Source organism: Aeromonas sp. FDAARGOS 1404, assembly GCF_019047085.1.
Taxonomy (GTDB): Bacteria; Pseudomonadota; Gammaproteobacteria; order Enterobacterales; family Aeromonadaceae; genus Aeromonas; species Aeromonas veronii.
On sequence record NZ_CP077237.1, the window covers coordinates 34,512 to 60,316 of the forward strand.

General features: G+C 59.5%; 23 protein-coding genes and 1 other annotated feature. Of the genes, 10 read left to right on the forward strand and 13 right to left on the reverse strand.

All coding sequences use genetic code 11. The features are described 5' to 3' along the window. Nucleotides 1-167 precede the first annotated feature (167 nt). The 5 genes from I6L34_RS00165 to I6L34_RS00185 all read right to left on the reverse strand — a co-directional run bounded on the left by I6L34_RS00165 (nt 168) and on the right by I6L34_RS00185 (nt 4,704). Entirely contained in the window at nt 168-1,034 is an 867-nt protein-coding gene (locus I6L34_RS00165; RefSeq protein WP_075115354.1) for an alpha/beta fold hydrolase, read from the reverse strand. Between the two features lie 20 nt (nt 1,035-1,054). Beyond that, entirely contained in the window at nt 1,055-1,570 is a 516-nt protein-coding gene (locus tag I6L34_RS00170; protein WP_058056827.1) for a Slp family lipoprotein, read from the reverse strand. A gap of 118 nt (nt 1,571-1,688) precedes the next feature. Further along, complete coding sequence (tsaB, locus tag I6L34_RS00175; RefSeq protein ID WP_005345613.1) at nt 1,689-2,390, reverse strand: tRNA (adenosine(37)-N6)-threonylcarbamoyltransferase complex dimerization subunit type 1 TsaB; 702 nt, start codon at nt 2,388-2,390, stop codon at nt 1,689-1,691. Between the two features lie 90 nt (nt 2,391-2,480). Further along, the gene (locus I6L34_RS00180) at nt 2,481-4,391 is read right to left on the reverse strand and encodes an ATP-dependent DNA helicase (protein ID WP_058056828.1); all 1,911 of its coding nucleotides are present in this window, start codon (nt 4,389-4,391) and stop codon (nt 2,481-2,483) included. A 67-nt stretch (nt 4,392-4,458) separates the two neighbouring features. After that, nucleotides 4,459-4,704: a hypothetical protein gene (locus tag I6L34_RS00185; protein ID WP_047440092.1), complete on the reverse strand. Its 246-nt coding sequence runs from the start codon at nt 4,702-4,704 to the stop codon at nt 4,459-4,461. 187 nt (nt 4,705-4,891) lie between these two features. Then, nucleotides 4,892-5,016 (forward strand) — a sequence feature (His leader region). Between the two features lie 28 nt (nt 5,017-5,044). On the opposite strand from I6L34_RS00185, the gene hisG reads away from it, so the two are divergent. Genes hisG through hisIE form a run of 8 tightly spaced genes read left to right on the forward strand, consistent with a single transcriptional unit; the run spans nt 5,045 to nt 12,295 of the window. Next, nucleotides 5,045-5,941: an ATP phosphoribosyltransferase gene (gene hisG / locus I6L34_RS00190; protein WP_005345626.1), complete on the forward strand. Its 897-nt coding sequence runs from the start codon at nt 5,045-5,047 to the stop codon at nt 5,939-5,941. Between the two features lie 12 nt (nt 5,942-5,953). Further along, entirely contained in the window at nt 5,954-7,279 is a 1,326-nt protein-coding gene (hisD, locus tag I6L34_RS00195; RefSeq protein ID WP_058059760.1) for a histidinol dehydrogenase, read from the forward strand. Continuing rightward, nucleotides 7,276-8,346, forward strand: coding sequence for a histidinol-phosphate transaminase (hisC, locus tag I6L34_RS00200; RefSeq protein WP_216955336.1), 1,071 nt, complete (start codon nt 7,276-7,278; stop codon nt 8,344-8,346). Before hisD ends, hisC begins: the two co-directional genes overlap by 4 nt. Nucleotides 8,347-8,361: 15 nt before the next feature. Continuing rightward, complete coding sequence (gene hisB / locus I6L34_RS00205) at nt 8,362-9,471, forward strand: bifunctional histidinol-phosphatase/imidazoleglycerol-phosphate dehydratase HisB (RefSeq protein ID WP_058059762.1); 1,110 nt, start codon at nt 8,362-8,364, stop codon at nt 9,469-9,471. Continuing rightward, nucleotides 9,471-10,112 carry an imidazole glycerol phosphate synthase subunit HisH gene (hisH, locus tag I6L34_RS00210; protein ID WP_058059763.1) on the forward strand — a complete coding sequence of 214 codons (642 nt, stop codon included), beginning with the start codon at nt 9,471-9,473 and terminating at the stop codon, nt 10,110-10,112. The genes hisB and hisH overlap by 1 nt, the downstream gene beginning before the upstream one ends. A 5-nt stretch (nt 10,113-10,117) precedes the next feature. After that, complete coding sequence (gene hisA, locus I6L34_RS00215; protein ID WP_216955337.1) at nt 10,118-10,879, forward strand: 1-(5-phosphoribosyl)-5-[(5-phosphoribosylamino)methylideneamino]imidazole-4-carboxamide isomerase; 762 nt, start codon at nt 10,118-10,120, stop codon at nt 10,877-10,879. Beyond that, the gene (gene hisF, locus I6L34_RS00220; RefSeq protein ID WP_216955338.1) at nt 10,879-11,652 is read left to right on the forward strand and encodes an imidazole glycerol phosphate synthase subunit HisF; all 774 of its coding nucleotides are present in this window, start codon (nt 10,879-10,881) and stop codon (nt 11,650-11,652) included. The genes hisA and hisF overlap by 1 nt, the downstream gene beginning before the upstream one ends. Next, nucleotides 11,645-12,295 (forward strand): bifunctional phosphoribosyl-AMP cyclohydrolase/phosphoribosyl-ATP diphosphatase HisIE, encoded by a 651-nt coding sequence (gene hisIE / locus I6L34_RS00225; RefSeq protein ID WP_216955339.1) that lies wholly within the window; start codon nt 11,645-11,647, stop codon nt 12,293-12,295. The genes hisF and hisIE overlap by 8 nt, the downstream gene beginning before the upstream one ends. A 35-nt stretch (nt 12,296-12,330) precedes the next feature. On the opposite strand, the gene I6L34_RS00230 is transcribed toward hisIE, so the two are convergent. After that, entirely contained in the window at nt 12,331-13,806 is a 1,476-nt protein-coding gene (locus tag I6L34_RS00230; RefSeq protein ID WP_081042824.1) for a P-loop NTPase fold protein, read from the reverse strand. A 354-nt stretch (nt 13,807-14,160) separates the two neighbouring features. Here I6L34_RS00230 and I6L34_RS00235 point away from each other — a divergent pair, with 354 nt between their 5' ends. Next, nucleotides 14,161-15,450 carry a sensor domain-containing diguanylate cyclase gene (locus I6L34_RS00235; RefSeq protein WP_058058804.1) on the forward strand — a complete coding sequence of 430 codons (1,290 nt, stop codon included), beginning with the start codon at nt 14,161-14,163 and terminating at the stop codon, nt 15,448-15,450. Nucleotides 15,451-15,536: 86 nt separating this feature from the next. On the opposite strand, the gene I6L34_RS00240 is transcribed toward I6L34_RS00235, so the two are convergent. Both I6L34_RS00240 and I6L34_RS00245 read right to left on the reverse strand, forming a co-directional pair. Continuing rightward, the gene (locus tag I6L34_RS00240; protein WP_216955340.1) at nt 15,537-17,159 is read right to left on the reverse strand and encodes an acyl-CoA synthetase; all 1,623 of its coding nucleotides are present in this window, start codon (nt 17,157-17,159) and stop codon (nt 15,537-15,539) included. A 234-nt stretch (nt 17,160-17,393) separates the two neighbouring features. Further along, nucleotides 17,394-17,582, reverse strand: a complete 189-nt coding sequence (locus I6L34_RS00245) for a hypothetical protein (protein WP_058058806.1) — start codon at nt 17,580-17,582, stop codon at nt 17,394-17,396. A 501-nt stretch (nt 17,583-18,083) separates the two neighbouring features. Between I6L34_RS00245 and I6L34_RS00250 the strand changes: the two genes are divergently transcribed. Next, the gene (locus I6L34_RS00250; protein ID WP_058058824.1) at nt 18,084-18,623 is read left to right on the forward strand and encodes a glycine zipper 2TM domain-containing protein; all 540 of its coding nucleotides are present in this window, start codon (nt 18,084-18,086) and stop codon (nt 18,621-18,623) included. 117 nt (nt 18,624-18,740) lie between these two features. Here the strand turns inward: I6L34_RS00250 and xdhC are convergent, their stop codons facing one another. From xdhC to guaD, 5 genes are all read right to left on the reverse strand, one after another. Continuing rightward, nucleotides 18,741-19,226: a xanthine dehydrogenase iron sulfur-binding subunit XdhC gene (gene xdhC / locus I6L34_RS00255; RefSeq protein WP_021230037.1), complete on the reverse strand. Its 486-nt coding sequence runs from the start codon at nt 19,224-19,226 to the stop codon at nt 18,741-18,743. Next, complete coding sequence (xdhB, locus tag I6L34_RS00260) at nt 19,223-20,101, reverse strand: xanthine dehydrogenase FAD-binding subunit XdhB (protein WP_058058807.1); 879 nt, start codon at nt 20,099-20,101, stop codon at nt 19,223-19,225. Before xdhB ends, xdhC begins: the two co-directional genes overlap by 4 nt. Continuing rightward, nucleotides 20,094-22,412, reverse strand: a complete 2,319-nt coding sequence (gene xdhA / locus I6L34_RS00265) for a xanthine dehydrogenase molybdenum-binding subunit XdhA (RefSeq protein WP_216955341.1) — start codon at nt 22,410-22,412, stop codon at nt 20,094-20,096. The genes xdhB and xdhA overlap by 8 nt, the downstream gene beginning before the upstream one ends. A 364-nt stretch (nt 22,413-22,776) precedes the next feature. Next, nucleotides 22,777-24,078, reverse strand: a complete 1,302-nt coding sequence (locus I6L34_RS00270) for an NCS2 family permease (RefSeq protein WP_180343373.1) — start codon at nt 24,076-24,078, stop codon at nt 22,777-22,779. Between the two features lie 397 nt (nt 24,079-24,475). After that, entirely contained in the window at nt 24,476-25,792 is a 1,317-nt protein-coding gene (gene guaD / locus I6L34_RS00275) for a guanine deaminase (protein WP_058056844.1), read from the reverse strand. Between the last annotated feature and the right edge of the window lie 13 nt (nt 25,793-25,805).

Sequence of the window (25,805 nt, forward strand, 5' to 3'; positions counted from 1 at the left end):
CTCACTGTGTTGCCTCCGTCCCGGTTCACATCCATTTTAATCGGTTGTTTTAAGCTGATGCTCTAATGCCGCACATATTTACACAGCGCAACATCAATTAACAGCAAATTAACAACAGAAAAATGTGAGGGAGAAAACAAACCTGGAATTATTGAAAGCTGGCGATTCTACCGAACTTGACAAAACTTTACGATACAAACGGCCGTATCAACCGAATTTTCCATATGAAAATGGTGGTTTCCACCCAATATGACCCGTTCGATCTGCTGGAAGGCATCCTGACGGGCCTGCCATTGGGCTTCAAGCGCAGCAAAGCCCTGCTCCCCCTGAATCAACAGCACAGGACAACGGATAGCCGCCATCAATGCCCGGGCTTGCCCTTCGCTCATTCTCAGGGGCGACAGATCCCGCAAACGGGGATCGCTGCGCCAGTGCCAGCGCCCTGCCCGCTCTTCAAGCTGCCGCTCACAGATAAGACGCGCCGCCTGCGGCGTGATATCCGCCACTTTGCAACGGGCGGCGACAGCCTCATCGATGGAGGCAAAGCCGTTGGCACTGCGCTCCCGGGTGCGACTGCGGTTTAAAATCGCACGTCGCAGCTGGGCAGGTACCTCCTCATCGGGTTGGCTCAGCGGCCCCAGCCCCTCCAGCATGATCAACCGCTCCACCTGTTCGGGGAACACCCCGGCATAGGCGGAGGCGATCAACGCCCCGAGGGAGTGACCGAGCAGAGTGAAGCGCGACCAGCCGGCCGCCTGCACGATCTGGTAGAGATCGTCCAGCCAGTCGACAAAGACATAAGGGGTGGTTTTGTGATCGGAGTGACCATGTCCCGGCAGATCGACACAGATGAGGTGAAAATCCCCCAGATGCGGCGCCAGCGGCAAGAAGCTGGCGCTATTGTCGAGCCAGCCATGCAGGGCGATCAGCAGAGGTTTGCCCTGCTGATCATGCTCCGCAGACTGGTTATCCAGCAGGGCTACCCGCCGCCCATCTGCCAGGGTCAGCAGACGTTCGTACAGAGTACTCATCATGGGGTTGATCATGGCCAGCCTTAACGACGCAGCGGCCGTCTCGGCCAGAAGGGATCATAGAAGGGGTCATAGAAGTAGGGGTCCATATAGCGCACCTCCACCTCCTTGACTGGCGGCCACAGCTTGCTGCCCGTCACATTGAGCACAGAGAAGCGGTACTTGTGCTCGCCAATCTGGCTATCAACCGGTTTGCCTATGGTGCCAAGCACTGTCAGGCTACGCCCCTTGGCGTAGAGGGTCGGGTCGACAAATCCCTTCATGATGGCCAGAAAACGGCCCGGGCTCTGCTCGGTCTGCTCCGGCACACCGTTGGACTTGAGCGGCAGATAAACCACTTCAATAACGCTCTGATCCGCCTTGTTGTGCACCGCCGAGATAACGCCGCTCCAGCGGGCCGGTTTGCCCTCCATTCCGCCAAGGGCAGCTTGATAGGCCACCAGCTGGTTTTCTGGCTCATAGGCCAGCTCCTTGGGGACCGAGCTGCAGGCCCCGAGCAGCAGAGCCAGCGCCCCGACCACCATAGTGCGTTTCATCATGTCGCTTCTGCTATTACGCATCATGTCACTCTCCTGTTGCCAGCGTGGCCCGTCGGGCCACCCGCTTTTATTGCAGCTGATGAGCGGCAAGAGCGACATGCTGTCAGTGCTCCTGCCCTTATTCGCGACCCGGCAGTTTTTTCCAGGTCACCTTGTCACGCAAATAGACCGGCGTTGCTTGTTCAACCGGTACCGCCTCCCCCGCCAGCCAGGCGGCGCGGGCCAGCGGCAACATGTCTTCTGCCGCCGGGAAACGCACCTGGCTCACCGCCAGCTCATCGGCCAGACCACTCAGGGTCTCGCCATAGGTTTCAAAACCGGTGCCGACGCAGGTCACTGGGCCCGCCAGCTTGCCACGGACGTCAACCAGTGCCGCGGGCTCGCTCACCACCTCGTCCCCCACCAGCTGCATGCGGCCATCAATCAGCTCATAGCGGCCGAAATAGACCTCGTTCATCCGCGCATCGATGGCGGTCAGCACCTGCTCGGCGCCATCCAGTCGATAGGCGCCTTGCGCCATGGCGGCCAGGGTCGAGATGCCAATCAGCGGCACACCCGCACCAAACGCCAGACCTTGCGCCACACTGATGCCGATCCGCACGCCGGTAAAGGAGCCCGGACCACGGCCGAACGCGATGGCATCGAGGTCACTCAAACTTATCCCGGCATCCTCTAACACAGCCTGAACCATGGGCAGGATTTTTCGGGTGTGATCCCGTGGCGCCTCCTCCCAGCGGGAGAACAGCTTGTCACCCACCAGCAAGGCGGCGGAGCAGGCTTCGGTGGCGGTATCTACGGCCAGGATCTTCAACTCGTTCATGCTTTCCAATCTCTATAAAATCAGTCAATTACATAACCGGCAAGCGAGATATGCTCACCCGTTGTTCAAATCTGTTAGCTGGCGGCAAACTTATTCACCGCGATCGAAAAAGCTCCCCAGCGTCCCCAACTCCCGGGTGCGAGGAATGGCGGGCAGACTCTTGATAAAGGTGGCGCCGTAAGGTTTGTTGACCATCCGTGGATCACAGATCACCAGCACCCCGTGATCACTGCGATCACGAATAAGCCGCCCCACCCCCTGTTTGAGGGCGATCACCGCCTTGGGCAACTGCAGCTCAGCGAAGGGATCACCCCCCTTAAGCTTGCAATCATCCACCCGCGCCTTGAGCAGCGGATCATCAGGGCTGGCAAACGGCAGTTTGTCGATGATAACACACGACAACGCCGCCCCTCTCACGTCGATCCCCTCCCAGAAGCTGCTGGTCGCCACCAACACGGCGCGGCCATTCTCGACAAACTCCTTGAGCAGCCGCTGTTTGTTGTCCTCCCCCTGCAGCAGCACGGTGCGGCCAATCTCCCGGCGCAGCACCTCGGCCACCTGACGCATCACCTGATGGCTGGTGCAGAGGAAGAAACAGCCCCCTGGTGTCTTGTTGATAAGCGGGATCATCAGATTGGCCAGCTGCTCGCCACGGCCAAAGGCATTGGGCTCCGGCAGATAACGGGGCACACAGAGCCGCGCCTGCTCGCCATAGTCGAACGGACTGTCGAGAATAAGCTCGGCGCTGCCCGCCAGCCCCAGCTCGGCCTTGAAGTGGTCAAAACGCATATCCACCGTCAGGGTGGCGGAGGTGAAGACCCAGGCAACTTCCGGTCTTTGCACCTCGGCACTGAATCGCTCGGCCACCGAGAGCGGGGTCAGATTGAGGGTGAAATGAAGCCGTGAGCAGTCGTACCAGTATGAGAAACCGGTCTGGTTGACCGCCAGCACTTCACCCAGGCGGGTGCGCAGTTCACTGATGCGCTCGAAGGCATGATCCAGCTGCTCGCCCCGCCCGAGAGCAAGTTTCAGCACTTCGTAGCAAAGCCCGATGGCATCGTTGAGACGAGCCAGGGCCTGCCCCCAAAGCGGCTGGCGCAACATGTCGCGGGTATTGCCGCGACCGCCATCCACTCCGAAGGCGAGCCGTAAATCCTGACTGGCGATGGCAAGCCTGTCCGCCGCCTTGCCGAGCTGGGCCATGTCGTGGGCCTCAGCCCGATAGGCCAGCTGGATATCCTGCGCCAGATCCTGAATCGTTCGGCTGCCCACCGACTTGCCGAAGTAGTTGGTGGCGATCTCCGGCAGCTGGTGTGCCTCGTCAAACACATAGACTTGCGCCTCCGGCACCAACTCGCCAAATCCGGTGTCTTTCACCGCCATATCGGCGAAGAAGAGGTGGTGGTTGATCACCACCACCTGGGCATCCATGGCACGGCGTCGGGCCACCACCAGATGGCAGTCGTCGTAATAGGGGCAGTCGCGACCGAGACAGTTATCGTTGGTGCTGGTGACGTGGGCGAGGATCTCGGCGTTCTCCTGCAATCCCGGAATATCCCCCACATCGCCGTTATCGGTAGCAGTGGACCAGGATTTGACCTTCACCAGATCGTTCAGGATTTCAGGCTTTTGCAGATGGGATTCGCTCAAGAGCCGGTTCATACGCTCGATGCAGAGATAGTTGCTGCGCCCCTTGAGCAGGGCCACCGGCGGGGTGTAGGAGAGCGCCCCTGTGATGGTCGGGAGATCCCGATAGAAGAGCTGCTCCTGCAGGTTCTTGGAGCCAGTACTGATCACCACCCGCTTGCCGGACTCCAACGCTGGCACCAGATAGGCGTAGGTCTTGCCGGTACCTGTCCCCGCCTCCACCAGCAGACGGCCACCACTTTTGATGGCGCGCGCGACCGCCTCGGCCATCTCCAGTTGGGGAGCGCGGGCTTTGAAGCCGTCGATATGGCTGGCCAGAGGGCCATCTGGCTTGAACAGGGTCTGGATGGTCAAAAGGGCGTCCCGCAGCAAAAGCGGCCATTATGCCAAAAGCGCGGCAAAAGCGGGACAGATAATCTGCCTAGACGAACAGATCGATCTGATGCTCGGGATCCGGCTTGTGATCACCCTCCTCCGCCTTGGGCTGATCACGCTTGGCTGGCGTGTTATATGCCTGCTGGCGCTGCTGGGAGTCACTGTTGTCAGTGCTGGTCTTGCGCAGCTGGTGCTTTTTGCTGATCTGGTTCACTTCCCGCTTGATCTCTTCGCTGCCGGGCGCGGCAGGCGCCCGGGGCAAAATGGGGAACAACAGGTCCTGGCTGGGCATGATGGCGACTCCTGCAGGGGTTATTGTCTAGTTATCGACCAGAAAACCGTTTTCGCCACTTTAATCGATCAAATCACAATTTCGGGTTGCATTTTCTGTCAAGGCAGGTAGTTTAAATCAGGCGTCAATTACGACATCTTATTTTGTAAAGGATTGATTACATGAAGTTCGCCACCCTGAAGACTCATCACCACCATCATCATCCCGACTAGTCTTTCAGGAGGTTGACTGCTGGAAGACACTTAACTGGTGACTTCCAAAAGGACCGCAAGATTCATAAACCCTCGGAAGCACACACTTCCGAGGGTTTTGTCGTTTTTGACTAGAAGGAAATCGAGCAATGGAAACACAACGTCTGCGTATCGCCATGCAAAAGTCCGGTCGTCTGAGCCAAGACTCCCAAGCCCTGTTCAAGAGCTGTGGCCTGAAAATCAACCTGCGCGAGCAGCGACTTATCGCCCATGTCGAGAACATGCCCATCGATATCCTGCGGGTGCGTGATGACGACATCCCGGGTCTGGTGATGGAAGGGGTGGTCGATCTTGGCATCATCGGCGAAAACGTGCTGGAAGAAGTGCAGCTTATTCGCGCCTCACAGGGCCTCCCCTTCGAGGTCAAAACCCTCAAGCAGCTGGACTTTGGTGGCTGCCGCCTTTCGCTGGCGGTGCCGGAAGATGTGAACTACACAGGGCCAGCGAGCCTGGCCGGCAAGCGCATCGCCACCTCCTACCCCGGGCTGCTCAAGCGCTTCTTTGACGAAAAGGGGCTCGGCTTCAAGAGCGTGATGCTGGGCGGGTCGGTGGAAGTGGCACCCCGAGCAGGCTTGGCTGATGCCATCTGCGATCTGGTCTCCACCGGCGCGACCCTGGAAGCCAATGGCCTCAAAGAGGTAGAAGTGATCTACCGCTCCAAGGCGGTGCTGGTACAGGCCCCCAACCCCTTGTCCGATGCCAAGCAGAAGCTCATCGACAAACTGCTGCCCCGCATTCAGGGGATGCAGCAGGCCCGCGAGAGCAAGTACATCATGCTGCACGCCCCCAAAGACAAGCTCGATGCCATCACCGATCTGCTGCCGGGTGCCGAGCGCCCCACCATCATGCAGCTGGCCGGTGACACCAATCAGGTGGCGCTGCACGTCGTCTCCAGCGAGACCCTGTTCTGGGAGACCATGGAGCAGCTCAAGGCTCTGGGTGCCAGCTCCATTCTGGTGCTGCCCATCGAAAAAATGATGGAATAAGGAAGGGACATCATGCAGACCCTGATCTGGAAGACCCTATCCCCCGCCCAGCAGGCCGACGTGCTGACTCGCCCGGCCCTCAATGACGAGGCCGATATCGGCGCCGTGGTGCGGGATATCATCGCCGCGGTGCGTAGCCGTGGCGATGAGGCCCTGCGCGAGCTGAGCCTGCGCTTCGAGCGCGCCCCCCGTGAGCAGTTGCGCGTCAGCGAAGATGAGATTGAAGCTGCCTGCGCGCGGCTGGATGACGACATCAAAAATGCCATCGAAGCGGCCATTGCCAACATTCGCTCCTTCCACGCCGCCCAAATGCAGCCGGTGGTACGGGTAGAGACCCAACCCGGGGTGGTGTGCGAGCTGCGCACCCAGCCCATCAGTCGGGTCGGCCTCTATGTGCCGGGGGGCAGCGCGCCGCTCCCCTCCACCGTGATGATGTTGGCTATTCCAGCCGCCATCGCTGGTTGCCGTGAAGTGGTGCTCTGTACCCCATCCCCCGCCAGCGACGAGATCCTGTTTGCTGCCCGAGCCTGCGGGGTCGAGAAGGTGTTCGCCATCGGCGGTGCCCAGGCCATCGCCGCCATGGCGTACGGCACCGAGAGCATCCCCAAGGTGGACAAGATCTTCGGCCCGGGCAACGCCTATGTGACCGAAGCCAAGGGGCAGGTCTCGACGGATTGGCGCGGCGCCGCCATCGACATGCCCGCCGGCCCCTCCGAGGTGCTGGTGATTGCCGACGAGAGCGCTACCCCCGCCTTCGTGGCGGCGGATCTGCTCTCCCAGGCCGAGCACGGCCCCGACAGTCAGGTGGTGCTGGTGACCACCTCGCCCCTGCTGGCCGATGCCATCGCTGGGGAGATCAAGAGCCAGCTGGCCAAGTTGAGCCGCCGCGATATCGCCGCCCAGGCGCTCGGCAGCAGTCTGGTGATCCTCTGCGACGATCTGGCCGAGGCGTGTGCCATCTCCAACGCCTACGCGCCGGAGCACCTGATCGTTCAGACCCGCGCCCCGCGTGAGCTGCTAGAGAAACTCGAGAACGCCGGTTCCATCTTTCTGGGAGCATGGACCCCCGAGTCGGTCGGCGATTACGCCAGCGGCACCAACCACACCCTGCCTACCTACGGCTATGCCCGCACCTGCTCCAGCCTGGGCCTTGCCGATTATCAGCGCCGCTACACAGTGCAAGAGCTGAGCGCCGAAGGTATTCGCGGCCTTGGCCCCATTGTCGAGCGCATCGCCCAGGCCGAGGGGCTCGATGGCCACAAAAATGCCGTCACCCTCAGGTTGAATGCCCTGGCCGCCGCGCCCCAACCAACAGCACAGCAAAAGGATTTGTCATGAGCATTGCCAATCTGGCGCGCCGCGTGGTGCGGGCCCTCACCCCTTATCAATCCGCCCGCCGCATCGGCGGCAAGGGCCACGTCTGGCTCAACGCCAACGAGGCGCCACAGGCCTATCCCTTCACCATCGAGGGAAGCCGCCTCAACCGCTACCCCGAGTGCCAACCGGCCGAGGTGGTGAACGGCTATGCCGCCTATGCCGGGGTTAATCCCGATCAGGTGCTGGTGAGCCGCGGCGCCGACGAGGCCATCGAGCTCTTGATCCGCACCTTCTGCGAATCGGGTGAAGATCAGATCCTCATCTGCCCGCCCACCTACGGCATGTACGCCATCAGCGCCGAGACCTGTGGCGTGGGGATTGTTGAGCAGCCGCTGACCGCCAGCCGCCAACCTGACTGGCCCGCCATCGCCGATCGCCTCAGTGACGTGAAGCTGGTGTTTCTCTGCTCCCCCAACAACCCCACCGGGGATCTGGTGGGACGTGACGGTCTCATCGCTTTGCTGGAGAAAGCCCGGGATCGCGCCATCGTGGTGGTGGACGAGGCCTATATCGAGTTCTGCCCCGAGGCATCCGTGGTGGACCTGCTGGCCCGCTTCCCCAATCTGGTGGTGACCCGCACCCTCTCCAAAGCCTTTGCTCTGGCGGGGATCCGCTGCGGCTTTACGCTGGCGAGCCCCGAAGTGATCGCCATGCTGGCCAAGGTGATCGCCCCCTACCCCATCCCCGAGCCCATCGCCCAGATCGCGGCGCAGGCCGTCTCCCCCATGGGACTGGAGCTGATGCGCGAGCGAGTGATGGAGCTCAACAAGCAAAAAGCCGCCTTCAAGGCAGAGCTGACAAAGCTTGCCTGCGTGAAGGAAGTATTCGAGGACAAGGGCAACTTCGTGCTGGTGCGCTTTGTGGATGGCGCCACCGTCTTTGCTGCCATGAAGGCCGCCGGCATCATACTGCGGGATTTCTCCAGCAAGCCGGGTCTGGACAACAGCATTCGCGTCACCATCGGCTATCAGGGCGAGATGGATGCCGTGCTGGCCGTGCTGCGTGACCTGCCCTCTCCCACTTTGTAAGACAAGGATGTAGCGATGAAGACCCCGTTTTTGTTTATCGACCGCGACGGCACCCTGATTGAAGAGCCAGTGACCGACAAGCAGGTGGATAGCCTCGCCAAGCTGCGCTTCGAGCCCATGGTCATTCCGGTGCTGCGCGAGTTGCAGGCCGCAGGCTTCGTGCTGGTGATGGTCACCAACCAGGATGGGCTGGGCACCGCCAGCCTGCCGCTGGAGAACTTCCAGCCACCCCACGACCTGATGATGCACCTGTTTGAATCGCAAGGGGTGAAGTGGGAACAGGTGCTGATCTGCCCCCACTTCCCCACCGACGGTTGCAGCTGCCGCAAGCCCCACCTCGGGTTGGTGAAAGAGTACCTCGCCTCGGGTCGTATCGACTTTGCCAACTCCTTCGTTATTGGTGACAGACAGACCGATCTGCAGCTGGCCGAGAACATGGGCATTGGCGGTATTCGCTACCACCCGCAGGATCACGACTGGCTCGCCATCCGTGATCAGCTACTGTCCAAGGGGCGCGTAGCCTCGGTGGAGCGCTACACCAAGGAGACCCGTATTCAGGTGACGCTGGATTTAGACAAGAGCGGCGGCAACCAGATCGCCACCGGTATCGGCTTCTTTGATCACATGCTGGACCAGATCGCTACCCACGCCGGTTTCCAGCTCAAGCTGAACGTCAGCGGCGATCTGCATATCGACGATCACCACACGGTGGAAGACGTCGGTCTGGCCTTAGGTCAGGCACTGCGCCAAGCCCTTGGCAACAAACGCGGCATCGGCCGTTTCGGCTTCGTGCTGGCGATGGACGAGGTGCAAGCGGTGATCGATGCGCGCCCGCTGACCGAACAGGAGGTGAGCACGGCGCTGGATCTCAGCGGTCGCCCCTACTTCGTGTTCGACTGCCCGAGCGGCTTTGGCCGCGACAATGTGGGCGAGATGGCCACCGAGATGGTGCCCCACTTCTTCCGCTCGCTGTCGGATGCCATGGCCATCACTTTGCAAATGAAGGTAGGCAGCGGTAACACCCACCATCAGGTAGAGGCGCTGTTCAAAGGCTTTGGCCGCGCCCTGCGTCAGGCTATTCGGGTGGAAGGGAGCGAGCTTCCCTCCAGCAAGGGAGTGCTGTGATGGATGTGAGCAAGCAGAAGCTGGTCATTATAGACACCGGCTGTGCCAATCTGGCCTCGGTGCGCATGGCATTCGAGCGCCTCGGCGTGCAGCCGCTGGTCTCCAGCCAGGCCGCCGATATCGAGCAGGCGGACAAGCTGATCCTGCCCGGCGTCGGCACCGCGGTGGCCGCCATGAAAAACCTCAACGAGCGCGGGCTTGTGCCGCTCATTCGTGCCGCCAAGCAGCCGCTGCTGGGCTTTTGCCTCGGCATGCAGATGTTGGCAGAGGCTTCCGAAGAGAGCATGGGTACGGATGACTCGTCAGAGCGGCTTATCGACTGCCTTGGCATAGTGCCGGGCAAGATCCGGCTGATGGAAGTGGGCAATCTGCGCCTGCCCCACATGGGCTGGAACCAGATTGAGCATGACGAAACCCATCCTCTGCTCAAGGGGATCCCGAGCGGCAGCTACTTCTACTTCGTGCACTCCTATGCGCTGGAGGTAACCGAAGCGACGCTGGCGACCTGCGACTACGGCCAGCCGTTTACCGCCATCGTCGGTGGGGTTGCAGAGCACAGCAACTTCTTTGGCGCCCAATTCCACCCGGAGCGCTCAGGCGCAGCCGGTGCCCGTTTGCTGCAAAATTTTCTGGAGCTATGACTAGCATGATCATTCCCGCAATTGACCTTATCAACGGTCAGGTAGTTCGCCTTTATCAGGGGGACTACGAGCAGAAGACCGAATACAGCAGCAGCCCGCAGGCCCGCTTCGATGAATATGTCTCCCAGGGGGCGGTGCAGCTCCATCTGGTGGATCTGGACGGTGCCAAGGATGCCAAGGCGCGCCAGCTGCCCCTGCTGACCCAACTGCTGTCGGCCACCGAAGCACCAGTGCAGGTCGGTGGCGGCGTGCGCACCGAACAGGATGTGGCGGATCTGCTGGCTGCCGGCGCCAGCCGTGTGGTGATTGGCTCCACCGCCGTCAAATCACCGGGTCTGGTAGCCAGCTGGATGGAGAAATATGGCCCCGAGCAGATCGTGCTGGCGCTGGACGTCAATATCGATGAGCAGGGCAATCGCCATATCGCAGTGGCAGGCTGGCAGGAGAACAGCGGGGTGACCATCGAGGCGCTGATCGAGCGCTTCCTCCCCGCCGGGCTCAAGCATGTGCTCTGCACCGACATCAGCCGTGACGGCACCCTGGCTGGCACCAACGTCGAGCTCTATCGTGATCTCTGCGCCCGCTACCCGAGCGTCGCCTTTCAAGCCTCCGGCGGCATTGGTGGCATAGAAGACATCGAGGCGCTCAAGGGCTCCGGCGTCAAGGGGATCATCCTTGGCCGCGCCCTGCTGGAGGGCAAGTTCTCGGTAGGTGACGCCATCGCCTGCTGGCAAATGCCCGCTGCCGATACCACAGGAGGCAACTGATGCTGGCAAGACGCATTATCCCCTGCCTCGACGTGAAAGATGGCGTGGTGGTCAAGGGGGTGCAGTTTCGCAACCACGAGGTGATGGGCGGCATAGTAGACCTAGCGCGCCGCTACGCCGAAGAGGGCGCTGACGAGCTGGTGTTCTATGACATCACCGCCTCCAGCGATGCGCGGGTGGTGGACAAGAGCTGGGTGAGCCGGGTGGCGGAGGTGATCGATATCCCCTTCTGCGTCGCCGGTGGCATCAAAAGCGTGGAAGATGCCCGCCAGATCCTCGCATTTGGTGCCGACAAGGTCTCCATCAACTCCCCTGCCCTTGCCGATCCGACCCTCATCAGTCGACTGGCCGAGCGCTTTGGCGTGCAGTGCGTGGTGGTGGGCATTGACTCCTACTTCGACGCAGACACGGGCCACTATCAGGTCAAACAGTTTACTGGTGACGAGAGTCGCACCCGCACCACCGCCTGGCACACCCTCGACTGGGTGCAAGAAGTGCAAAAACGCGGCGCGGGCGAAATCGTGCTGAACGTGATGAATCAGGACGGCATGCGTCAGGGTTATGATCTCGACCAGCTCAAACTGGTGCGCAGCGTCTGCAAGGTGCCGCTGATTGCCTCCGGCGGCGCCGGTGCCATGGCACACTTTCGCGATGCCTTCACCCTCGCTGATGTGGACGGGGCGCTGGCCGCTTCTGTGTTCCACAAGGGCCTTATCCCCATTCCCGAATTAAAACGTTGGCTGAAAACCGAAGGAGTCGCCATCCGTGAATAACTTCTCTGATAACACACAAACAACCGCCAGCACGCGCCCCCTTGCCGAGCAGCTCGACTGGGAAAAATGCGACGGCATGATCCCCGCCATCGTCCAGCACGCCGCCAGCGGCGAGGTGCTGATGCAGGGCTTTATGACCCGCGAGGCGCTGGAAAAGACCCAGACCACCGGTCAGGTCACCTTCTTTAGCCGCAGCAAACAGCGGCTCTGGACCAAGGGTGAAAGCTCGGGCAATGTGCTCCAACTCGTGGCCATCAGCACCGACTGCGATCAGGATTCCCTGCTGATTGCCGCCAACCCCGTCGGCCCCACCTGCCACAAGGGCACTACCTCCTGCTTTAACGACCACCCACTGCCGCCCCTCGGTTTTCTGGCAGAGCTGGAGCAGGTGCTGGCTTCTCGCAAAGGGGCCGATCCGGCCACCAGCTACACCGCCAGCCTCTATGGCAAAGGGACCAAGCGCATCGCCCAGAAGGTCGGTGAAGAAGGTGTTGAAGTGGCGCTGGCCGCCATGGCCAAGGATCGGGAAGAGCTCATCAACGAATCCGCCGATCTGCTCTACCACCTGACCGTGCTGCTGCAAAACGAAGGGCTGGAATTGAAAGATGTCGTGCAGCGGCTTTATGAGCGGCACAATAAATAAACTGCATTATGATAGATGGGCGTTTGGCCCATCCATCATAATAACAAGGTAGATAATTCGACCAATTCTATATAATCATTATTTGTCAATCCTTTATTTTGCAAGCAAGCCATATAATATCCACCATTATCATCATATCTTCCGTCTGAACGAATTATTGTCAGTCTATTTATATCATCCGGCTTATTATCGATGTTTGAATAATAACCGCCGAGAATTTTATTAACATGTACTATATAGGCATAAAAATCATCATTTTTCAAAATTACCTTCTCATTACGACCTGACTTAACATCAGACCAATAATTAATCACCATTGATAACTTTGCCTTGTTTTTACATGAGAAAAGATTGTCTTGATTTACATTAATCTTATCAATTTCAGCATCTAAAAGTTTCCCGCCGCTACAAAGAACTATATATGCCGCAGGAACTTTTGCATGCATAATCAGTAAGGCAGACAAATAGATAATATCTATGGAACGCTCCGACACTGAATGCAATATAGCAAACAACGTATCCAAGAATGACTCAGTCTCTCTTGCGGTGAGATGGTATGCATCCACAATTTTTGCAAGTGTTTTAGAAAAGTCACTAGAATCTGAAAAACAATGAAATGTTTTACTACATAAAAGCTCAAATCGAGCTGCAACAAAATCTTCTATGAGAAAATGGCTAGGGCATTTATTCAAATAAAAACGTCTTTTGAAAAATCGGCCTAGATAAGTCTGAGCATCAAACCCTTCCCCATAAATTACCTTGATAGCATGCTGCAACTGCTCGGTATCTGTTGCCAGCACAAATACCACCATAGGAATATCGAAAATATGCTTGATGGTCTCAAGCATCTCTACTGCATAAGAGGGGCGGCAACGATCCAGCTCATCAATCAAAATAAAGGCGGGATAATCCAGTTCTCCTTCACTTAAACCAACCGCTCCCTCAACCCATTGCCGTATCTCTTGTTTAAGATACTGGATAGATTCATAACGCTCTTTCTGATTACTACATAAGGCATCTACCAGCTGATTGGCTTCCTCCCCTTCCAGAGAAAAATCCTCATCCTCCAACCCGGCTTTTTTGATTGCCGCTTTCAGCGCCAGTTTGCCGCCGACCTTAAATAATCCAAGCAGCCGCTGACGCATTCCTTCTGGAATCGGGTTTTCTTTTCCCGCAATCATTTTTAACTGGTCGATAATCGATGAAATCACCGTCAATAAAGGATCATCGGAAAAGTCCTGCTGCCAGGCATCGATATAGACCGTGGGATAGTGCGTTTTCAGCTCCATATACCAGCGCTTGATAAACCAGGTTTTTCCCGCCCCCCATTCGGCATTGAGGTTGAGCACATAGTTGCGTTGCTTGCCTTCGGCGGCGAGGTAGTTGGTCAGAAACTCGGCATAGCAGGCGCGATCCAGCCGATCGGCATTCAAGTTATCTTCGCTACCCGCAATGGCCCCCGGCCCGTCCCACTGAACTGCGTCATCCCAATTAAACGGTGCCACTGCCATCTCGTATCTCTCCATATTGTGTTGCTGAGGATGATATCAGGGGCATCGTGAAAATAGTTTGATTAAAGACCTGTTTGTTGCCCTTTCCACAGCTCGAGTGGGCGTATTTGACTGCCGGGCAATTTCTCTGCTGCTGGCCCACGAAGCTGGGCCGATATGAGTGGGACAGTTATCTGAACAACCACGGACTCAGTTGATTTCCTTTGACCACACCAACGATGACAATCGTGTGACATGGCGCAGATCCTGCGGAAATAAACGCGAAATATGGCCTGTGAAGTGCTTAATTTAAACAGTTGGTACATATATTAGCGCTGTATACAACGACGCACTTAACCAAGGATGGTTAACTCCATGAAGGATGAACCCTTCTCCATTCGATTACAGCGTGAGCTGGATCACCTCAAAGCCATCTTCAACGAGACGGACGCCTACATGTTCACCAAGGATCTAGCGGGCCGTTACACCTATGCCAATCAGGCGGTGCTGGATCTCTTTGGCTGCACCCTCGCCGAGTTGCAGGGACAGGATGATCGGGCTTTTTTTGATCTCGAATTCTCGGATGCGATTCAGCGCAACGATCAACTGGTACTGGAGCAGCAGCTTGCCCTCGCCCAGGAGGAGGTCAACTACCTCAAAACCACCGGGGAAAAGCGCTGCTACTGGACCGTTAAAAAGCCCATGTATGACCGGGACGGCAACCTGATCGGCCTGTGCGGCATCTCCACCGATATCACCGAACACAAGCTGATTGAAGCGCGGCTGGCGGAGCAGCATCAGCTGCTGGAGATCATCCTCGCCAACGTGGATGCCCATATCTATATGAAGGACAGCCTGCACCGCTTTCTCTACGTCAACCAAAAGGTCGCCGATCTGCTGGGCCTTCCTGCCGAGCAGATCATCAACCGGCGCGATGACGAGGTGATCCCGGCTGCCAGCGCCTGCCAGCTGTGGCGACTGGACAATCGAGTATTCGAAACCGGTGAGCTGCAAGCCGGGGAAGAGATGCTGACCGATCCCGAAGGCAATCAGCACTACTACTGGTCGGTCAAGGTGCCCTTTCTGCTGGGGGATGGCACCCCCACCCTGATCGGTATCTCCTCCGACATTACCGAACTGCACCAGCTCAAGGAGCAGCTGCACCAGCAGTCGGTGCGCGATGGCCTCACCGGTCTCTACAACCGCCGTTTCTTTTTCGAACTGTGCGAGAAGAACCTCAGTCTGGACATGCGCCACCACCTCACCTCGGTGCTGATGGTGCTGGATGTGGATCAGTTCAAGTGCATCAACGATCGCTTCGGTCATCCCCTTGGGGATAGCGCGCTGGTGCATCTGGGCAGGGTGATGCAATCGGTGCTGCGCAGCGAAGATGTGCTGGCCCGCATCGGCGGTGACGAGTTTGCCATCTTGCTGCCCAACACCACCCTCTCGGCCGCCACATCACTGGCCGAACGGCTGCGCCTGCAGGTGATGCAAAGCCCGCTACCCCTGCCCGATGGGGATAAGCTAGTCATCACCATCAGCGCCGGACTGGTAGAAAATGGCGAGGGGGAGCTGATGGAGAGCCTCTACGCCCGCGCCGATCAGATGCTCTATCAGGCCAAACAGAGCGGCCGCAACTGCGTTGCCTGCAAGGCTCCCTAGCCACACAATGGGAGGGCCAGCAGCCCTCCAGACCCCTTGTATCTCCCTCCTATGAATGGCTGTGCTGGCTCCTGACGAACAGGCCGCTACCCCAGCTGTTTGCGCAGCACAAATTTTTGCACCTTGCCGGTCGAGGTCTTGGGCAACGGGGTGAAGATGATGCGTTTGGGGGCCTTGAAGTGAGCCATCTGCTCCCGGCAAAAGGCGATCAACTCCGCCTGGGTGGTCTCTCGCCTCTCTTTCAATTTCACGAAGGCGCAGGGCACCTCCCCCCACTTCTCATCGGGCATGGCGATCACCGCCGCTTCGTCCACATCGGGATGGCGATAGAGCACATCTTCCACCTCCAGACTGGAGATATTCTCTCCGCCGGAGATGATGATGTCCTTGGATCTGTCCTTGATCTCCACATAACCATCCGGGTGCCACACCGCCAGATCGCCACTGCGAAACCACCCCTCCGCCATCGCCTCGGCGCTGGCCGCCGGATTTTTCAGATAGCCCTTCATCACCACATTGCCGCGCAGCACTATCTCCCCCATGCTTTTGCCATCTTTGGCCACCGGCTCGCCGCTGACCGGGTTGATGACCCGCATCTCCCCCTGCAGGGGTGACGCGACACCCTGCCGTGCCTTGAGGCGCGACAGCGTGGTGGCATCCTGCCCTTGCCAGCTCTGCTGCGGTTCGCACAACACGCAGGGGCCATAGGTTTCGGTGAGGCCGTAAACGTGGGTCACGTTTATCCCCATCGCCTCCATGCCGGCGATCACGGTGGCGGGGGGCGCAGCACCAGCGGTCATCACCTTGATGGGGTGATCCAGCCCCTGCTTGAGTGCCGAATCGGCATTGTTGAGCATATTGAGCACGATGGGCGCCGCGCAGAAGTGGCTCACCTTGTGCTCGTGCAGCGCCTCATAAATGGCGGCCGCCTGCACATGGCGCAGGCAGATACTCACCCCGGCGGTGGCCGCCAGCGTCCAGGGGAAACACCAGCCGTTGCAGTGAAACATCGGCAAGGTCCAGAGATAGACGGGATGTTTGGGCAGCTCCCAGGAGAGCACATTGTTGATGGCGTTGAGATGGGCACCACGATGGTGATAGACCACCCCCTTGGGATTGCCGGTAGTGCCGGAGGTGTAGTTAAGGGAGATGGCCTGCCACTCATCTTGCGGCAACCAGCCGGGCTCATCGCCACACCCTTGCGCAAGGAACTGTTCATACTCGAGGTCACTGACAAGCGCCCCCTCCCGGTAGAGGGGATCGTCGATGGCGATGACCAGCGGTTGGTTCTCCAGCAGATCCAGCGCCTTGCGCACCACAGGGCCAAACTCCCTGTCCACCAGCACCACCTTGCTCTGGGCATGCAGGAAGATAAAGGCCATCGACTCGGCATCGAGCCGGGTATTGATGGTGTTGAGTACGGCGCCGCTCATCGGCACCCCGAAGTGGGCTTCAAACATCGCCGGGATATTGGGCGCGACGATGGAGACGGTATCCCCCTCCCCGATACCGCGAAGCCGCAGGGCCGAGGCCAGCTGGCGGCAACGGCGGGCGGTCTCGCCCCAGCTCTGGCGTAGCGAGCCGTGAATCAGCGCCGGATAGTCGGGATAGACCCGCTCCGCCCTCCCCAAAAAGCTGATGGGGGTCAGGGCCTCAAAATTGGCGGCAGTTTTGGTAAGGTCGCGCTCATAGATGTTCTGCACTGTCATCGGGTTCCTTCCTCACAAGTGGCACAAAACGGGCTGTTCCGGGATGATTCAGAGGCCAGGAAGCGACATGGGCATCCTGCCCGTCACTGGTCTCTTATGGGGATGACAGCCTAACAGCGAGCCTGTGGCGGCAGGTATTAGCAAAACGTCTTAGAGGAAGAGCGGAAAAGGTATTCGGTGCGAGTTCGGGCAAGCCAGCCCCCGCCAATGGCGAAGGCTTTACCTCAATCATCGTTAGTGGCGCACCCGCCCCTGCTGGCGGAAGCAGTAGAGTTTAAGGCTGATGCCGGCGATATCGGCGGGAAGCTCCTCTCCCTGCTCGGCCAGGGGCCGGTAGAGGGATGAGAGCAGACGTTCGGCCTGCTGCACCGTGATGATGTTGGCCTGGATGGCCGGGGTGATCCAGCTGGGTAACATTGACATATCTCCCCCTCGTTGATCCGGTGATCTCGGGTGAACATCTTCATATCAGGTCTTACGCCGTTGTCTGCCGACCCGTTCACCCTCTGCTTCACCCAATCAAAGCAAAATGCTTGCCGTGATCTCTTATCGGCCAACATCCGATGGGGCTGGAGCCATTTATCAACCACTTGCGTGGCCATCTCAACGAACAGAGCCCTTGCTCAAGGCCTCCCTTGACCTGCCCCCGTCAGCACTTTGCCACTCTGGCATTCTGCTCACCGCCCGCCTTGCAAATTGCGACTCGAATTGCTCCTTATCACACTGGCAAAGCCCGCCATGCGACGGAAACTGGTCACTTTTAGTCCGTTGTCGCCAAAGCCCGACAATTTTTCATGGTGGCTATTTTTTGACCTTGCCAGCGCCTGTCGCAGGCCCATCCCCCTCGCCTTGTCCGGCCAACCGGTTATGACAAGATGGCGCCAGATTGGAACAGCCCGTATGGGTATGCAGGAGAACAACAAGATGAACAGATCCATGATGGCAGGTATCGGTATTGGCATCGCCTCGGCCCTGGCACTCTCGGCGGCGGCCAGCGGCTCCCTCTTTACACCCCAGCCCACCTTTGCCGAGGTGATCGCCAGCAAGCCGATCACCGAGACCATCAAGACTCCCCGACAGGAGTGTCGCAACGTCACCGTGACCCACCGCAAGCCGGTACAGGATGAGCACAAGATCCTCGGCACAGTGGTTGGCGCGGCGCTGGGTGGCGTGGTTGGCCACCAGTTTGGCGGCGGCAGCGGCAAGAAGGTGGCCACTGCTGCAGGGGCCGTCGCGGGTGGCTATGCCGGTAATCAGGTGCAGGGCAATATGCAGGCGGGCGATACCTACACCACCACCGAGCAGCGCTGCAAGACCGTGCAGGATACGAGCGTCAACACCATAGGTTATGACGTGACCTATCGCCTCGCAGGTCAGGAGGGGGTGATCCGCATGAAGCAAGTCCCGGGCGCCACCATTCCGGTCAAAGATGGCAAATTGGTGATCGACCAGCCAAAAGTGTGATTTCTCCTGACCCCACTCAGCAGCAGGCCCGCCTCTTTCGAGGCGGGCCTGTGTTTTTGGGCGGCTTGATTTCCTTTTTTCAAATAACGGCACGCACCACTCACGGCACCCGAACTATCACCCTTTGCAACACTTCTTCACCGCCCGTACCACGTTCTGATAACCGGTACAGCGGCAGAGGTTGCCCGACAGCCCGCGGCGGATCTCCGCATCGGTCAGCGGACGGCGTTCGGTCTTGTCGAGCAGGGCGGCGCTCGCCATCACAAGACCAGGCGTGCAAAAACCGCACTGCACCGCCCCCTCGTCGATAAAGGCCTGCTGCACATCAGAGAGCTCGTTACCTTTGCGTTCCCCCTCCACGGTACGAATGGATTTGCCATCGGCCCAGACCGCCAGATAGAGGCAGCTGTCGATGGCCGTGCCATTCACCCGCACGGTACAGGCGCCGCACTCACCGACACTGCACCCCTCTTTCACACTGATCAGCCCCTGCCCGCGCAGGAAGTGGAGCAGCGACATGGTGGGCGGCACTGCATAGGAGTAAGGCTTGCCGTTGATCTCGCACTGGATCTCCACGGCGGGACAGCTTTGCGGTTGCATCATAGGATCTTCCCTCCGGCACGTTCGACTGCGCAGGCGACCACCCGCTGCGCCAGGGTTTTGATAAGGTGCAGGCGAAACTCCTTCTCTGCCCGCCAGGAGGATCGCGGCGCCACATCGGCTACCACAGCCTCGGCAATCGCTGCCAGTGTGGCGCGAGTCAGCGGTTGCCCCTCGGCCGCCGCTTCCGCGTGAGGGGTGCGCACCGGTGTCGGGGCCGCCACCCCATAGGCCAGCCGCAGGCGCTTAAAGTGACCATCCTCAATCTGGCAGTAGGCGGCGCAGCCGATGGTGGCGATATCCATGGCATCGCGCATGGCGTACTTGAAGTAGTGGGAGCCCACCTGGGTGTGCGCGTCCGGGGCAAAGTGAAACGCCACCAGGATCTCCGCCGGTTGCAGCGCCACCTTGCCGGGGCCGGTATGAAATCCGGCGATGGGGATGCGGCGCGTACCATTGGGCCCGGCAATTTCCAGCTCCGCTTCCAGCGCCACGGTAGGCGCCGCCGAGTCGGCACTGGTGGCGCCGTTGCAGATGTTGCCGCCATAGGTGGCGACGTTGCGGATCTGCGGCCCGGCGATGGTGGCGGCCGCTTCAGCCAGCATCGGCAGGCGGCGCTGCACCAGCTCGTTTTCAATCAGCTCGGTAAAGGTGGTGCCGGAGCCGATACGGATCGATCCGTCCGGCAACTCGCTCACCCCTTTGAGTTCGGGCAAGTCGTGAATATCGACGATATGGCGATAGGCGGCGTTGAGGTGATGCAGCTGGATCATCACATCGGTGCCGCCTGCCAGCAAACGCGCCTCGGGGTCAGCCTGACGCAGGGCGACCGCCTCGGCCACACTGTGCGCCTTGTAGTAACGGGCAATATCAAACATGGTGTTGCTCCTCCCCTGCTCCCTCGCCAATCAAACCCGCCGCGACAAACTCCCGGAACAGGGTCTTGGGGGTGATGGGCAGCTCGTTGATGGCGACGCCGGTCGCCATGCGAATGGCGTTACGGATGGCGGGGCCCGGCGAGATGATAGGCGGTTCCCCCAGGGATTTGTGGCCATAGACCGACTGGGGCTCGTAGGTCTGCACGAAGTCGCATTCAAGCTCCGGCAAATCCAGCATGGTGGGGAACTTGTAGTCGAGCAGGTTGGGGTTGCGCACCACACCGGTCTTGGCGTCGATGATCATCTCCTCGAACAGGGACCAGCCGATCCCCATCCCCATGCCGCCATGCACCTGTCCCTCCGCCAGCTGCGGATTGAGGATCTTGCCCGCATCGTGCAAGTTGAGGATGCGATTGATGGTCACCTTGCAGAGATCGATATCGACGCTGAGATCGACAAAGGTACAGCCAAAGCTCGGCGGGTTGGTGGTGGTCTTGTGGGAGACTTCCGAGGTGATCTGGCCGCCGATGGTGAGATGGTAATAAGCATTGACCGACACCTCGGCGACGCTGATCAGCACCTTGTCCGGCGCACCGGCCAGCACCACGTAGCCGTCGATCAGGGTCAGCGATCCCACATCCTGATGGCAGAGTTGGGCTGCCAGCAACAAAATGCGCGCCCGCAGCTGCAGCGCCGCCTGATGGATGGCGGGGGCTGCCACATAGCTCTGGCGCGAGGCGAACGAGCCCGGATCATAGGCGGTAATGTCGGTATCCTGAGTCGAAATGACCCGGATCTGCTCAAACGGAATGCCTAACGTCTGGGCCGCCATCTGGGCAAAGACGGTATCCGACCCCTGTCCTATCTCGGTAGCGCCGATCTGCAGATTGACGGTGCCATCCTGATTGAGCAGCATGCGGGCGCCGGCAATTTCGACCCCCACCGGGTAGGTGTTGGAGCCGTAGCTAAAACACGCAACCCCGATGCCACGGCGTACCCGACTTGCCGGATCCTGCGCCAGACATTCGGCCTTGAGCCGTTCCCACTGGAACTGCTCGCCGCCCCGGCGCAGACACTCAGGGAGCCCTGCGCTGTAGATGGTCTTCTGGTTGACCTGATTGACATCCCCCTCGCGCGCCACGTTGGCGATGCGTACTTCGAGCGGATCCAGACCCAACTCGGCGCAGGCATCATCCAGCATGCATTCAAGGGCAAACACCACCTGCGGCGCACCGTAACCGCGCATGGCACCGGCGGTGGGCAGGTTGCTGTAGAAGGTTTTGGCGTCGTAGCCAAAGGCGCTGCGCGGATAGAGGTAGCTGATCTTGTTGGCGCCGGCGCTGGCGATGGAGTGGCCGTGGGAAGCATAGCCACCGGTGTTGGAGAGCACGTCGAGCTGATAGCCCTTGAGGATGCCATCCCGGTTGATACCGATGATGCCGTCGATGGCAAAGCCGTGGCGGGTGCGGGAAGCAAAGAAGCACTCCTCCCGGCTCAAGGTAACCTTGACCGGCACGCCGCCGAGCTTGTAGCTCAAAAATGCCGCCATCGGCTCTTCCAGCACATCCTGCTTGTTGCCAAAGCCGCCGCCCATATAGGGCTTGATCACCCGCACGCTCGACCAGGGCAGACCGAGGGATTTGGCCACCCGGCTGCGCACAATCTGGGGGATCTGGGTGCTGCTGACCACTATGATGTGGTCCGGCTGATCCATATAGGCGTAACAGGTCACCGTCTCCAGATGGCAGTGCTGTACCACCGGTGTCTGATAGTGCGCCTTGAACTGCAGATCCGCTGTTGCGATTGCCTGTTCCGGCTCACCCGCCCGGATCTGGCTTTGCCGCAGCAGGTTGCCATTCGGATGGATGGGATAAGCATCCTCGGCCAGCGCACTGTGGGCATCCGTCATCACCGGCAGCGGCTCGTAGGTGACCTTGACCAGGGCGGCAGCCTTCTCGGCGACCAGCGGATCGCGCGCCACCACGATGGCGACCCCATCGCCGAAGTGGCGCACATGGTCTGTGAGCAGACGGCGGTCTTTTACATCCCGCTTGGCCTCATCGAGGGACCAAGCGTGGCCGGCAGTGCGAAAACAGGTGGTGGGCACATCTTCATGGGTGAACACGGCTTCGACCCCGTGCAGCGCCAGCGCCTCGCTGGCGTCGATGGCAAGCACCTTGCCGTGGGCGATATTGCTGCGCACGTACTTGGCGTGGCGCATGCCGAGCATGATGTTGTCATCGGTATAACGGGCACTGCCGGTCACCTTGGCCTCGGCATCCACCCGCTTGAGCGGTAATCCTATGGACATATGCAAGTCCTTTTTCGAATGGAAAAATCTGGAACCGGCATTAAAAACAGCAAGATATGCGCCTGTTTCCCGCCATCGTCAGGAGAATGGGGAGAAGTGTGAAGGGGATCCCATCTAGCCCGCTTTTGTTGGCTCGCAGCGACAAGCCAAGGGCAGCCCCTGAGCAAACGGGGCACATCAGCGGTGAAAAAAACGGCAGAGCGAGGAGAGCAAAGGTGGAAGCCTATCAATCTGGTAGGGGGATTTATCAAAATGGTATCGCGATGGCACCAGCGGCTAAGGCATGGTAACCAGCGTTGACGGTCAGAGCGCCGCAGATATAAAAATGGGGCCGCCAGAGCGACCCCAAACGGGAGGGTTATCCCTAAATAGCCCACCCCCCAGCATAAAAGAGCACCAGTGCCAGGGCGATGACCACGGTGCCGACGTTGAGCTTGTGCCACTCCTTCGAGCAGATGCGGCCGATCACCAGCGAGCTGAAGCCAAGCATGATGCCGGTCACGATGTTGCAGGTGAGTACGATAAAGACGGCGCACACCAACCCAGACATGGCCCCGACAAAGTCATCGAAATCGAGCTTGGTGACGTTGCTCAGCATCAAGAGCCCCACATACATCAGCGCCGGTGCAGTGGCATAGGCGGGCACCAGATAGGAGAGCGGCGAGAGGAACAGCATCAGCAGGAACAGGCCGCCGACCACAGTCGCGGTCAGGCCGGTTTTGCCCCCCGCCGCCGTGCCCGCCGCCGATTCGATATAGACGGCAGCCGGGGCCGCCCCCACCAGACTGGAGAAGATGCTGCTGACCGAGTCGGCACTGAGCGCCTTGCCGCTGTTGATGATGTGACCATCCTTATCCAGCAGGTTGGCCTGCCCCGCCACGGCGCGGATGGTACCGGTGGCATCGAATACCGCTGTCATCACCAGCGCCAGCACGCTGGGCAGCACCAGCGGCGAGAGGGCCCCCATGATATCCAGACTGAAGATGAGGGACTTGCCCTGATCGTCCGAAAGGCTCGGCAGGGCGAACAGCCCCTGATATTTCACCGCCGGATCGAAAATGAGACCAAAGATGGAGATGGCGATGATCACCAGCAGGATCCCGCCCGGTACTCTCAGCTTCTCCAGCCCGAAGATCACCGCAAGGCCGATCAGGGACATGATGACCGGCATCGAGGTGAAGGCCCCCAGCGCCACCGGCAGCCCCTCCAGCGGGTTCTTGATCACCAGCCCCACCCCGTTGGCGGCGATAAGCAGCAGGAAGAGACCGATCCCGATGCCGGTGCCGTGGGCAATCCCCATCGGCAGGTTGTCGAGGATCCAGCTACGCACCCCGGTCACCGAGATGGCGGTAAACAACACCCCCATCAGGAAGACGGCCCCCAGCGCCACAGGAATGGGGATCTGCTGCCCCAGCACCAGACTGAAGGCGGTAAACGCTGTGAGGGAAATAGCGCAGCCGATGGCCATCGGCAACTTGGCCCAGAGCCCCATCAAGAGCGAACCGAACCCCGCCACCAGACAGGTGGCGACAAACACGGCGCCGGGAGGAAAGCCCGCCTTGCCGAGCATGCTTGGCACCACGATCACCGAGTAGACCATGGCAAGGAAGGTGGTGAGGCCCGCCAGCACCTCCTGTCTGACATTGCTGCCCCGCTCGCTGATCATAAAGTAGCGATCAAGAGCCGTGAGCGGCTGTTGCTTTGCTGCGCTCTGGCTGGCGTCATCATTGGCCAGCTGTTCCACGCTGTTTGTCCTGCTGTTTGCTTGGGTCATACCCAACTCCTTCACACGCGCCTGAATGTTCCATGACGAAATGGCGACAGGATCTGCGGGTCTGCCGAGCGCCAGTCTGATGAGAAACAGGCGATGGTGGCAGAGGATGCGACAGACAGACCAGGGCAGGCAGCCTTGACTCAAACGTTTGCCTTGCTGGTCAAAAAAACCGGGCCATTTCACGTTCTATGCGGGGAGATCCCCTGTGGTGCGGCAAGACTGGCGCTCCTGTGGGGCACGCCAGCCGCCGTATTCGTTGGGGCTGCGCCGCGGCAACCCACTCCAGCCCCTACCCCCGTTCATGCACCAGTTGGCCATCCACATAGGTGCGGTAGATGGATCTGTCATCCCCCAGGGTCAACAGCACAAAGAGCTTGTCCCGCAGGGTGGTGGAGTTGTCATAACGCAGCTGCTGCAGCGGGGTGGCGACCGGGTCGAGTACCACGAAATCCGCCTCCTTGCCTACCGCAAAGCTGCCGATCTTCTCATCAAGCCCGAGCGAATGGGCACCGCCCAGGGTCGCCAGATAGAAAGCCTGATAGGCCGAAAGGCGCTCACCCTGCAACTGCATCACCTTGTAGGCCTCGTTGAGGGTCTGCAGCATGTTGAAGGTGGTACCGGCGCCGATGTCGGTGCCCATCCCCACTTTCACCTGCTTGCGCCACGCCTTGTGCAGCTTGAACAGGCCACTGCCGAGATAAAGGTTGGAGGTGGGACAAAACGCGATAGTGGAGTTGGTCTCTTTCAGGCAATCCCACTCCTGCTCTTCCAGATGGACGCAGTGGGCAAACACGCAGTTGTGACCGGTCAACCCATGCTGGTGATAGACGTCGAGATAACCCTTGTGCGCCGGGAAGAGGGATTTGACCCAGGCGATCTCGTCCTTGTTCTCGCACAGATGGGTGTGCAGATAGGTGGTGGGAAACTCTTCGCGCAGTCGCCGCGCCATCGTCAGCTGCTCGGATGTCGACGTGGGTGCAAATCTTGGTGTGATGGCATATAGAAGCCGACCGTTACCATGCCAGCGCTCGATAAGCTGCTTGCTCTGCACATAGCTGCTCTCGGCGGTATCGAGCAGATAGTCGGGCGCGTTGCGATCCATCATCACCTTGCCCGCGATCATCCGCATGTTGATGCGACTGGCCGCCTCGAACAAAGCATCCACCGACTCGGGGTGAACGGTGCCGAACACCAGCGCCGTGGTAGTGCCGTTGCGCAGAAGCTGCTTGATAAAGAAGGTGGACATCTCGCGGGCATATTCGAGATCGTTGTAGCGCCGCTCGGCCGGGAAGGTGTGGCGGTTTAGCCACTCCAGCAGCTGCTCGCCATAGGCCCCCACCATCTCGCTCTGGGGATAGTGAATGTGGGTGTCGACAAAGCCCGGCACTATCATCTTGCCGCGGTAATCCCGCACCCGCACCTCGGCCGGAATGCGATCCTTCCCCTCCTCCCACTCACCGAACCAGTCGATGCATCCGTTGCGAATGATCAGCAGACCATCCTCGATAAGACGGGCGTTGGACTCAATTTCCTCGGGCTGATCCACCACCCGGGTGATGTCGAAGAAGCTGCCGCGCACGGCTTTGACGGAGTTGTCGTATTTCATACCTCGTTCCCCT

Excerpts from the sequence above, each read along its gene's own strand:
- I6L34_RS00165 (WP_075115354.1), bottom strand. The coding sequence starts at position 1,034 with ATGATGAGTACTCTGTACGAACGTCTGCTGACCCTGGCAGATGGGCGG.
- I6L34_RS00170 (WP_058056827.1), bottom strand. The coding sequence starts at position 1,570 with ATGATGAAACGCACTATGGTGGTCGGGGCGCTGGCTCTGCTGCTCGGG.
- tsaB (WP_005345613.1), bottom strand. The coding sequence starts at position 2,390 with ATGAACGAGTTGAAGATCCTGGCCGTAGATACCGCCACCGAAGCCTGC.
- I6L34_RS00185 (WP_047440092.1), bottom strand. The coding sequence starts at position 4,704 with ATGCCCAGCCAGGACCTGTTGTTCCCCATTTTGCCCCGGGCGCCTGCC.
- hisG (WP_005345626.1), top strand. The coding sequence starts at position 5,045 with ATGGAAACACAACGTCTGCGTATCGCCATGCAAAAGTCCGGTCGTCTG.
- hisD (WP_058059760.1), top strand. The coding sequence starts at position 5,954 with ATGCAGACCCTGATCTGGAAGACCCTATCCCCCGCCCAGCAGGCCGAC.
- hisC (WP_216955336.1), top strand. The coding sequence starts at position 7,276 with ATGAGCATTGCCAATCTGGCGCGCCGCGTGGTGCGGGCCCTCACCCCT.
- hisB (WP_058059762.1), top strand. The coding sequence starts at position 8,362 with ATGAAGACCCCGTTTTTGTTTATCGACCGCGACGGCACCCTGATTGAA.
- hisH (WP_058059763.1), top strand. The coding sequence starts at position 9,471 with ATGGATGTGAGCAAGCAGAAGCTGGTCATTATAGACACCGGCTGTGCC.
- hisA (WP_216955337.1), top strand. The coding sequence starts at position 10,118 with ATGATCATTCCCGCAATTGACCTTATCAACGGTCAGGTAGTTCGCCTT.
- hisF (WP_216955338.1), top strand. The coding sequence starts at position 10,879 with ATGCTGGCAAGACGCATTATCCCCTGCCTCGACGTGAAAGATGGCGTG.
- I6L34_RS00230 (WP_081042824.1), bottom strand. The coding sequence starts at position 13,806 with ATGGCAGTGGCACCGTTTAATTGGGATGACGCAGTTCAGTGGGACGGG.
- I6L34_RS00235 (WP_058058804.1), top strand. The coding sequence starts at position 14,161 with ATGAAGGATGAACCCTTCTCCATTCGATTACAGCGTGAGCTGGATCAC.
- I6L34_RS00240 (WP_216955340.1), bottom strand. The coding sequence starts at position 17,159 with ATGACAGTGCAGAACATCTATGAGCGCGACCTTACCAAAACTGCCGCC.
- I6L34_RS00245 (WP_058058806.1), bottom strand. The coding sequence starts at position 17,582 with ATGTCAATGTTACCCAGCTGGATCACCCCGGCCATCCAGGCCAACATC.
- I6L34_RS00250 (WP_058058824.1), top strand. The coding sequence starts at position 18,084 with ATGAACAGATCCATGATGGCAGGTATCGGTATTGGCATCGCCTCGGCC.
- xdhC (WP_021230037.1), bottom strand. The coding sequence starts at position 19,226 with ATGATGCAACCGCAAAGCTGTCCCGCCGTGGAGATCCAGTGCGAGATC.
- xdhB (WP_058058807.1), bottom strand. The coding sequence starts at position 20,101 with ATGTTTGATATTGCCCGTTACTACAAGGCGCACAGTGTGGCCGAGGCG.
- xdhA (WP_216955341.1), bottom strand. The coding sequence starts at position 22,412 with ATGTCCATAGGATTACCGCTCAAGCGGGTGGATGCCGAGGCCAAGGTG.
- I6L34_RS00270 (WP_180343373.1), bottom strand. The coding sequence starts at position 24,078 with ATGATCAGCGAGCGGGGCAGCAATGTCAGACAGGAGGTGCTGGCGGGC.
- guaD (WP_058056844.1), bottom strand. The coding sequence starts at position 25,792 with ATGAAATACGACAACTCCGTCAAAGCCGTGCGCGGCAGCTTCTTCGAC.